Annotated in this window: 1 protein-coding gene and 1 pseudogene; both read left to right on the top strand. The window is 62.2% G+C overall.

Annotated features, from left to right (window positions below; genetic code table 11):
* Positions 1 to 245: pseudogene (locus VI25_RS25480) on the top strand (hypothetical protein); the annotation flags it as partial.
* Between the two features lie 149 nt (positions 246 to 394).
* The coding region (locus VI25_RS22610; protein ID WP_173664807.1) for a beta-L-arabinofuranosidase domain-containing protein at positions 395 to 1,339 on the top strand (945 nt) is incomplete at its 3' end.

Raw genomic sequence — 1,339 nt, 5'->3', positions numbered from 1 at the left:
TTCGCCACGTGTGGCTGCGCTCTACGTGGGGGCTTGATGGCCGCTCGCGCTTCTCGTACAGCCTAGACGGCGACACGTACATCCCCTTCGGTGCCCCTTACCAACTCTCGTGGGGGCATTACCGCGGCGACCGGCTGGGGCTGTACTGCTTCAACGACCAAGGAGAAAAGGGCATGGTCGATGTTGACTACTTCCACTATGCCATGCAAAAGACGCCGACTAATGTTTCTTCCGACAAGCCGTAAAGAACATGGTGGCAGGCAATAGCCTATGTTTGCAGGCATAAGTCAGCAAACACAGGCTCAACCATAGCTAACACCTTCTAGACTAATCAGAACCTGGTGGCTCCGTACGGCCCCACGCCAACGGCTACCTGGTTCTTTCCCCTAAATTCATGCGCACCACCCGCTTGCATAGCTACCAGGCCGTACGCGGCAGCACTCTGCTACTGCCCCCTGTTCTAGGGTTGCTGCTTGGCTCCCTCCCATTTACCAGCCTTGCTCAGCAACGGCCATTGCCCCCGCTGGAAGCCTTCCCGCTGTCGGCCGTGCAGCTGCTCGACAGCCCGTTTCTGGCGGCCCAGCAAACCGACAAGGCCTACCTGCTGGCCCTCGACCCCGACCGCCTGCTGGCACCTTACCTCCTCGACGCGGGCTTGCCTACGAAAGCCGAACGCTACCCCAACTGGGAAAACACCGGCCTGGATGGCCACATCGGCGGGCACTACCTCTCGGCCCTGGCCCTGATGTACGCCGCCACCGGCGATGCGCAGGTGCAGCAGCGCCTGACGTACACGGTGGAGCAGCTGGCCCGCTGCCAGCGCCAGAATGGCAACGGCTACGTGGGCGGCGTGCCGGGCGGCAAGGCCATGTGGGCGCAAATCAAAGCGGGCAATATCCAGGTCGGCGGCTTTGAGCTCAACAAAAAATGGGTGCCACTCTACAACCTGCACAAGACCTACGCCGGCCTGCGCGATGCCTACCTGTACGCGGGCAGTGCACAGGCCCGCGCGGTGCTCATCGGCCTCACCGACTGGATGGTAGACCTCACGGCCGGCCTCACGGATGCGCAGGTGCAGCAGTTGCTTATCAGCGAGCATGGCGGGCTGAATGAGGTATTCGCCGACGTAGCCCAGCTCACCCGTGACCCTAAATACCTGCGGCTGGCCCAGCGCTTTTCGCAACGCCAAACCCTGGAGCCCCTACTGGCGGGCCAGGACGTTCTCACTGGCCAGCACGCTAACACCCAGATACCGAAAGTTATCGGCTTCAAGCGGGTAGCCGAGGCGGGCGGCGACACCACGTGGGCGCGGGCGGCTAACTTCTTCTGGCAAACGGTG

The organism is Hymenobacter sp. AT01-02, from assembly GCF_000961955.2.
In the GTDB taxonomy this organism is placed as follows: domain Bacteria; phylum Bacteroidota; class Bacteroidia; order Cytophagales; family Hymenobacteraceae; genus Hymenobacter; species Hymenobacter mucosus.
Note: the sequence above shows the minus strand (reverse complement) of the source record. Positions and strands in the feature narration are given on the sequence as shown.